3 protein-coding genes are annotated in these 9292 nt (G+C 36.5%); all 3 read right to left on the bottom strand.

Annotated elements, in window-relative coordinates; all coding sequences use genetic code 11:
• Nucleotides 1-4181 (bottom strand): DUF7507 domain-containing protein (locus LY01_RS05060; protein WP_317044682.1); only part of this gene is annotated, 4181 nt, incomplete at its 3' end.
• Between the two features lie 417 nt (nt 4182-4598).
• Nucleotides 4599-4910: a DUF3467 domain-containing protein gene (locus LY01_RS05055; RefSeq protein ID WP_104514690.1), complete on the bottom strand. Its 312-nt coding sequence runs from the start codon at nt 4908-4910 to the stop codon at nt 4599-4601.
• A 5-nt stretch (nt 4911-4915) separates the two neighbouring features.
• Nucleotides 4916-9223 carry a DNA-directed RNA polymerase subunit beta' gene (gene rpoC / locus LY01_RS05050; RefSeq protein ID WP_104514689.1) on the bottom strand — a complete coding sequence of 1436 codons (4308 nt, stop codon included), beginning with the start codon at nt 9221-9223 and terminating at the stop codon, nt 4916-4918.
• Nucleotides 9224-9292: the final 69 nt, after the last annotated feature.

The following is a 9292-nucleotide window of genomic DNA, read 5'->3' as shown; positions in this document are numbered from 1 at the left end:
TTTCCGTCCTCATCTGTAATCAAAACATCTACTCCAGATAATCCAGGCTCGCCTGCATCTTGTGTTCCGTTTCCGTTTACATCGTTATAAACCAAACCTTGTAGAGTAGCAGGAGCATTGAATCCATTATTCTCTTCAGTTACCGTTGAACCAGAAACAGCAACTACTGTCGTAGGATCTGTCCCCTCCGTCTGAACTGTACCTACAGGCAAAGTTGTATCATCAATATTTACACTAACGTCTCCAGCGAATACATTACCTGAATAATCACCATTAGCATCAGTAGTTACCGTTATAGGATCACCAAAAGTAGGAGTCAATACAACATCTACATTAGCAAGATCTGGCTCACCTGAATCCTGTGTTCCATTACCATTTAAATCATTATAAACATGACCCACTATAGTACCTACAGGTAAAATCGTTTCAGTAATATCATCTATTAAGTTACCATCTCCGTCATTTCCATCATCAGAAATATCCGAAACCGTATCGCCATTACTATCTGTAGCAGTAGCTGTAGCTTGATTATCAATCTGCCCGGCAGCAAAATCAGTATCATTAATTTCATAAGAAGCCGTAAAAATCATACTAGCCCCAGGGATTAAATCTCGAGCATCACCTTGTCCATCTTCATCAGAACCTCCTGATAAATAAACTGGTGTAGGAACAGGAGTATTTGTTCCCGTAAAAGTTCCTAAATTCTCAGTTACACTAACATCAAACGCAAAGCTTGAACCTGAATTTAAAACCGTATATGTGTAATTAATTATACCTGTTGCTGGATTGAACGTACTAGTTTTAGTAATATCCAACGCAGTAGAACAAGCACTATTTTCGTTAGGGTCTAAAAAGTCGAATGAAACAGTGCCAGTCATAGTAGGAGAAGTATAACCTTCACCCATTTCACCTGAAGTAACTAAACCATTACTATCAACTGTTTCAGGAGCAGCATTTCCAAGAATACCATCTTCATCCGCTTTCGCGAAAGCGTCAACATATCCAGCCTCTATCGTATCACTACAACCATCTCCATCCGAATCTAAATCTAAGTGATTAGGTGAACCATCATTATCACTATCTAATAATGTACAAACACCGTTTGCATTTAATGTACAAAAATCAGCATCTTGATAATTAACAATTCCATCACCATCATCATCCAATGAAGGATCTCCCAAACCTTGAGATTCAACAACATCTAAGATACCATCATTATCATCATCTAAATCAACACTATCATACACACCATCACCATCTGTATCGACAGGCGGAAAACAAGCATCAGAAATACCGTCACCATCAATGTCTGGACCAATTTCAGTATAATCATCAATACCATTTCCATCAGAATCTTGAGGCGTAGTTGAAGCATAGCTCGCTGCTAAAACCAAACCATTAGTAGCATTAACTGGAGCAGGATCTACACCATACTGACCATCATCACCTCCATCAGCAGTAGAATCAAAATAAGCCTCATTAGCATCAGAACAACCATCATTATCAGAATCAGTATCTCTCCAATCCGGTTCACCAGAACCAGAATCAGAATCTTGCAAAGTATAATTAACCTCACCATTATCAACATCACCAGGATCTTGAACAGAATCAGGAATACCATCAGCACCTACAGGGCCAGTTAAAACACCATTAACATAAGCTTGCCCATGACCAGCCTCTTCTACATCATAAATACCGTCATTATCAGCATCAAGATCTAAATAATCTGGCACACCATCATTATCCGTATCAACTGGTGTAGAAACAACACAAAATGCAATAGAATTAAATGCCAATGTAACATTAGAGCTACTTACACCATTCACATTTTTACCCGTAATAAAAACTATTCTATCAACTGCCTCAGCAACACTAACCGTAAAAACGTTACTATTCGTAGCAACACCACCATTAGAAGAATTTCCTATCACTAGATTATCATTAATATCCCAGAAACCTGAAGACAAGGCAGGATCAAAATTACCTAAATTAGAACTATCTATACTAACATCAAAACCACCTAAATCAGCATTAACTTGAGCGTAATCCCCATTATTATAACCGCCTACCTGAATAACCACATTAGTCACAGGTTGATCAAATAAAAACTCGTACTGAACATAATTACCATTAGCAATTACACCTGTTCCATTAGGTTGAACTGATATATAATCCTGGACACCAACAAGATTATCTCTCAACCTAACACCTCCATTCGCTCCATTGGCCCATGCAGCAGCACCAACCAACGTTGCTCTAAAATCGTATGTATCTCCAAACAAATTAGAGATAGTAGTAACAGAAGAAGCTGACTCAAGCCTATCATTATAAACCGCTCCAATAGTATTTATTGTATTATTAACAGAATCTAAACACCCAATACCACCTTCTTCAATATCCGTAATACCATCATTATCGTCATCTAAATCAGTAATATTATCAATACCATCATTATCAGCGTCACAATCACCTACTACTAAGTTACTAGAACCTGAATCTTGTACATAACCATAAAACCATGAATTTACGACACGGTTATTTCCGTAGTCATCACAAAGCAAGTCTAAAGTATCAGAACCTTGTCCACCAGAAATAGCAGGAAGTGTATCATCAGCATTAGAACCATCCCATGCGTGCGATGGCCCTACTGCTCCATCCAATAATTGAACTCTAGAAAAACTTCCAACTGTAACATTATTCCCGTCACTATCTGCATTAACAGCACACACACCAAACGATGACAATTCAGAATCATCCCAATATATGTTAGCGTTTTGAACAATCGGAGAAACACCCCTAATATTTAAACCATTAACATTAAATTCTGCATCATACATCGGGATATTTGTACGACCTCTAAAAGAAGTCACTTCCACACTTACCGTAGAATCAAAAGCCACAACATCACCAAATCCATCTAAACCATTCCAAAACAACTCATTAGAACCTACCATCTGATCATATGCTTCTAAACTAACATCCCGCGAGCCTACCTGATAACCTGCTGTTCCATTCAAATCAATAAGAATTGCAACATCACCAGGCGCACTCAACGTATATGGTACCCTATAATCCCCAGGACATCCCTGAATACGACCACCTAAGACCGGAGCAGAAGTTACCGTAGTAGGAAAAACAGATTGATCTGGAGAAAATAAGAAAACTTGATAACCGTTATCTAAAACAGGAGCAGTAACAGTAGGTCTATTTTGTGAACGCCTGGTGTTTTCAAAAACATTGGTCACACTATCATCATCATCAACAACACCAAAACGGTTCATAGACAATTCATAAGCAAGAGGTCGAAAACCATTTAAAAAATCTAATTCAACAATAACTTCATCATCCGTATATGCATAAAACACACCTTCTACTGACGCTTCCAATGTTGGGTTCGGAACAAGGTCTGGACTATCAACACCGTCTGCAATATCATTTACATCTTCTTGCCTATAACCTATAAAACTCCATTTATCCGACCATAATCTACCTAAAATAGGAGTAGTTGTAGTACCTACAGTTAAATCAAAATAAGGGAAAAAGAAAACAACCGGAGTATCACTGCCAGGTCCATTAAAATCAAAACTAGTAGCACCGTCATCAACACTGATGTAAAATTCAATGTAGAAATCACCTGCTGTAGCTGGATTAAAAACAAGAGGATTATAACCACTTGTAACTCCACCTATTCCGTTTGGACCTTCGAAAGCCTCTGTATAATTATCTATATAACCTGGATCACCTATACCAGGATTAGCTCCAGCCCCATTATCTAATCTACCAGACAGAGCGCCGACCTGAACACCAGCAGGGTTTACACCTTCAACCAAAACACCGGCTTGATTGTAAATTCTATAATACGTAACAGAATTAATCAATTGATTATTAGTACCCGCATTCCTCTGTAAAGATTTCACACCAAAATACAAATTCTCTGTAGCTGCATTAGCAATAGTAAAATGCATTCTATTAGATTTAGGAGCACCTATATAAGGACCTCGAATATCTCTCGTAAAATACAAGGCAGTACCATTTATCGGCTCAACATTTGATGCAGAAGGCATCACCTGTTTAGTACCATCAGCATATAAGCCCAAAGGCATCATAAGAATAATTACCGAAACTAAAAGAGTCTTATTTATAAAGCTAAAAAGTATTTTAAAAAAAGCAGAATTACTCATAACGGATGATTTGTGAAATATTATTAACCATGTATCAACACAATTAAAAGGTAAAAATAGAATATTGTCAACAACCTTTAATCAACAACCAAGTATTAAAAACAACTATTCGACTAAAGTTTATCTAAATAAGATTAAGAACATAGAAGATTTTACAATAAGAAAAACAAAAACTATGCAATTCAAAAAACTAAATTGAACTAATTCTATAAATTAGTAAGAAAAAAATAGATCCAAATTAGATTTCAGGGGTTTTAAACAACATATTAAACAAAACACCATTAATGTGTAGCTAAACTTCCAAAACACTCCTAAATCAATTGAAATTAGATGAAAAAAATCAAAGCTATAAACTGCAGTTATACTGACAGTGTCAAGCAATAAAAAAGCCTGATGTAAAAACATCAGGCTTTATTATTACGCTTGTCCCGTAGGACCAAAATTTAAAGGTATAGGCGGTTGATCATAATCTCTTATCTCTCCATGTGCTTTTTCAAATTTACTCACATTATCATGTAAGGCTTTGGCCAAACGTTTAGCATGTTGAGGAGTTAAAATAATTCTGGATTTAACCTTTGACTTAGGGTTACCAGGCATAATATTCACAAAGTCCACAACAAACTCAGAAACTGAGTGATTAATAATAGCTAAATTACTATACTGTCCTTCAGCAATATCACCGTCAATCTCGATATTGATCTTATTCTCTGATTTATTTTCTTGCGCCATTACTTCTAGTTATAATTTACTTTAGGCTCTTCCTTTTTATTTAAAAGCTTTTCAAACTCTTCCTTTGAACCTACGATAATATCATCATAATTACGCATACCTGTACCTGCTGGAATTCTGTGTCCAACAATTACATTCTCCTTTAAACCTTCTAGAGTATCAACTTTACCTGCAACAGCAGCTTCATTTAATACCTTAGTAGTTTCCTGGAAAGAAGCAGCACTAATAAACGACTTCGTTTGAAGAGAAGCACGTGTAATACCCTGAAGAATAGGTTCTGCAGTTGCTGGCATCACATCACGAGCTGTAACTAATGATTTATCCTCTCTTCTAAGAATAGAATTCTCATCTCTTAGCTCTCTAGAAGTAATGATCTGACCTTCTTTTAAAGTATCAGAATCACCAGCGCTTTCCACAACTTTCTTACCGTAAAGATTGTCATTTTGTTGGATAAAATCTTCTTTATGAACCAATTGATTCTCTAAGAACATACCATCTCCCGAATCAACAATTCTTACTTTTCTCATCATTTGACGAACAACAACTTCAAAATGCTTGTCGTTAATCTTTACACCTTGTAACCTATAAACTTCTTGAACCTCATTAACTAAATACTGTTGTACAGCACTTGGTCCTTTTATAGCAAGAATATCTTTTGGAGTAATAGATCCATCAGATAAAGGCATACCAGCTCTTACATAATCATTTTCTTGTACAAGAATCTGATTAGAAAGTTTAACGAGGTACTTCTTCACTTCATCAGTTTTAGAAGTAACGATGATTTCACGGTTACCACGCTTAATTTTACCGAATGAAACAACACCATCTATCTCACTAACTACAGCTGGATTAGAAGGGTTACGAGCTTCAAATAATTCTGTTACACGTGGAAGACCTCCAGTAATATCACCTGCTTTTGCAGATTTACGAGGGATTTTAACTAAGACTTTACCAACCTTAATCTTATCATCGTCATTCACCATTAAGTGAGCACCTACAGGAAGGTTATATGAAATCACATTATCACCCTTAGCATCAACTATATGTAAAGTAGGGATAAGTTTCTTATCTCTAGAATCAGAAATAACTTTTTCCTCATATCCAGTTTGTTCATCACTTTCTACCTGGAAAGTAACACCCTGAATAATGTTTTCGAACTTAATCTTACCAGCAAATTCTGAAATAATAACACCGTTAAATGGATCCCATTTAGCAAGTAAATCACCTTTCTTAACCTTAGAACCTGGTTTAGCATAAAGCTCAGAACCATAAGGAATGTTATTAGAATTTAACAACATACCTGTTTTCTCATGAAGTAATTTAGACTCAGCTGTACGAGAAATTACTATTTCTACCGCTTTACCTTCGTTATCTTCAACCTTAACCGTTTTAAGATCATCGATCTCAAGTATACCATCGTTTTTAGCAACAATAGAACTATCTTCAGAAACGTTACCTGCAACACCACCTACGTGGAAAGTTCTTAACGTAAGCTGTGTACCTGGTTCACCAATAGATTGTGCAGCAATTACTCCTACCGCTTCACCTCTCATCACTAACCTGTTAGTAGCCAAGTTACGACCATAACATTTAGTACAAACACCTTTTGCAGCCTCACAAGTAAGAGCAGATCTTACTTCCACAGACTCTAAATCAGATGCTTCAATGATATCAGCAATTTCTTCTACTATCAACTCACCAGCAGAAATAATCACTTCTTGTGTAGCCGGATCTATAACATCATGTAATGCAGTACGACCTAGAACTCTAGCTCCTAATTTCTCCATTACCTCTTCATTCTTCTTAAGAGCAAAAACTTCTATACCTCTTAAGGTCTCACAATCTTCATGATTTACTATTACATCTTGTGCAACATCATGTAATCTACGTGTAAGGTAACCAGCATCCGCAGTTTTAAGAGCTGTATCTGCAAGTCCTTTACGCGCACCGTGAGTAGAAATAAAGTATTCAAGAATCGAAAGACCTTCCTTAAAGTTAGAAAGAATAGGGTTTTCAATAATAGCACCACCACCATCGTTAGATTTTTTAGGTTTTGCCATAAGTCCACGCATACCTGTAAGCTGTCTTATTTGCTCTTTAGATCCACGGGCTCCAGAATCAAGCATCATAAACACCGAGTTAAATCCTTGTTGATCTTCTCTAATGTTTTTCATTGAAAGCTCAGTAAGCTGCGCATTGGTAGCCGTCCAAACATCAATTACTTGATTATATCTTTCATTTTGGGTAATAAGACCCATACCGTAGTTTCCACGTATTGTGTCAACTTTAGCATTTGCAGTATCAATCATAGATTGCTTCTCTGCAGGAATCATAATATCTCCCAATGAGAACGATAACCCACCACGGAATGCAAATCCATAACCCAGATCCTTAATTTCATCAAGGAAAGCAGCTGTTCTAGGAACATCTGTTACCTTAAGGATATCACCTATAATATCTCTAAGTGCCTTTTTAGTAAGAACCTCATTGATATAACCAGCTTCATCTGGCACTCTTTGATTAAATATAACTCTACCAGCAGTAGTTTCAATAATTTCTGCTTTATAAGAACCATCATTTTGAAGAAGGTTAATTCTACATTTAACAGGAGCGTTAATATCAACTCTCTTCTCATTAAATGCAATAACCAATTCTTCAGGACCGTAAAAAGTAAGCCCTTCACCTTTAACAATATGTCCAGGTTCAGATCTACGTAATTTGGTCATATAATAAAGACCCAATACCATATCCTGTGATGGTACCGCTATCGGACTACCATTTGCAGGGTTAAGAATATTGTGTGATGCCAGCATTAATAACTGACATTCTAATATCGCTTCAGGACCTAAAGGAAGGTGCACAGCCATTTGATCTCCATCAAAATCGGCGTTAAATGCCGTACAAACTAATGGGTGTAACTGTATTGCTTTACCTTCAATTAATTTGGGTTGGAAAGCCTGTATACCTAATCTGTGAAGAGTAGGAGCACGGTTCAACATAACTGGATGTCCTTTAAGAACATTTTCCAAGATATCCCAAACTACGGGTTCTTTCTTATCTATAATTTTCTTTGCTGACTTTACAGTCTTAACGATTCCACGCTCAATAAGTTTACGTATTACAAAAGGCTTATAAAGCTCTGCAGCCATATCCTTAGGAATACCACACTCATATAATTTAAGCTCAGGTCCAACAACAATTACCGAACGTGCAGAATAATCAACACGCTTACCTAGTAAGTTCTGACGGAAACGTCCTTGCTTACCTTTAAGTGAATCAGATAATGATTTTAATGGTCTATTAGAATCTGTTTTAACAGCACTAGATTTTCTTGTATTGTCAAGAAGTGAATCTACCGCCTCTTGCAACATGCGCTTTTCATTACGAAGGATTACTTCTGGAGCTTTAATCTCCATCAATCTTTTCAAACGATTATTACGGATGATTACACGACGGTATAAATCATTTAAATCAGACGTTGCAAAACGACCACCATCTAGCGGTACTAATGGACGTAATTCTGGTGGAATTACTGGAACCACTTTCATGATCATCCATTCTGGCTTATTCTCACGTCTTTCGTTAGAATCTTTAAGCGCTTCAACAACTTGTAAACGCTTTAAAGCCTCAGTTTTACGTTGTTTAGATGTCTCATTATTTGCCTTGTGACGTAAGTCATAAGAAAGAGTATCTAAATCAATACGCTGTAGAAGATCTATCAAACAATCTGCACCCATCTTAGCGATGAATTTGTTAGGGTCTGAATCTTCTAAATATAAATTTTCTTGAGGTAAACTATCTAGTATATCTAAATACTCTTCCTCAGTTAAGAAATCTAATCTTTGTACTTCTTCACCTTCAGCATTTTTAGCAATACCTGGTTGAATAACTACATATCGTTCGTAATAGATGATCATATCCAGCTTCTTAGAAGGAAGCCCTAGTAAATAACCTATTTTATTAGGCAAACTACGGAAATACCAAATGTGCGCAACTGGCACAACAAGATTGATATGTCCTATACGATCACGTCTTACTTTTTTCTCAGTAACCTCTACACCACAACGATCACAAACAATTCCTTTGTAACGGATACGCTTATATTTTCCACAAGCACATTCATAATCCTTTACAGGACCGAAAATACGCTCACAAAAAAGCCCATCCCTTTCAGGTTTGTGCGTACGATAGTTAATCGTTTCTGGTTTTAACACCTCACCTCTTGACTCTGCAAGAATAGCTTCTGGAGATGCAAGACCGATTGAAATTTTAGAAAATTTCTTTTGTGTTGGGTTGTCTTTATGTCTAGCCATAATAATGGTACTATTTTAAGTTTAAAGTAGCAAGGTTTTATGTATTATCCGCTTTCGCGAAAGCGAAAC

The sequence above is a fragment of the Nonlabens xylanidelens genome, from assembly GCF_002934445.1.
GTDB classification, from domain to species: Bacteria; Bacteroidota; Bacteroidia; order Flavobacteriales; family Flavobacteriaceae; genus Nonlabens; species Nonlabens xylanidelens.
Note: the sequence above shows the minus strand (reverse complement) of the source record. Positions and strands in the feature narration are given on the sequence as shown.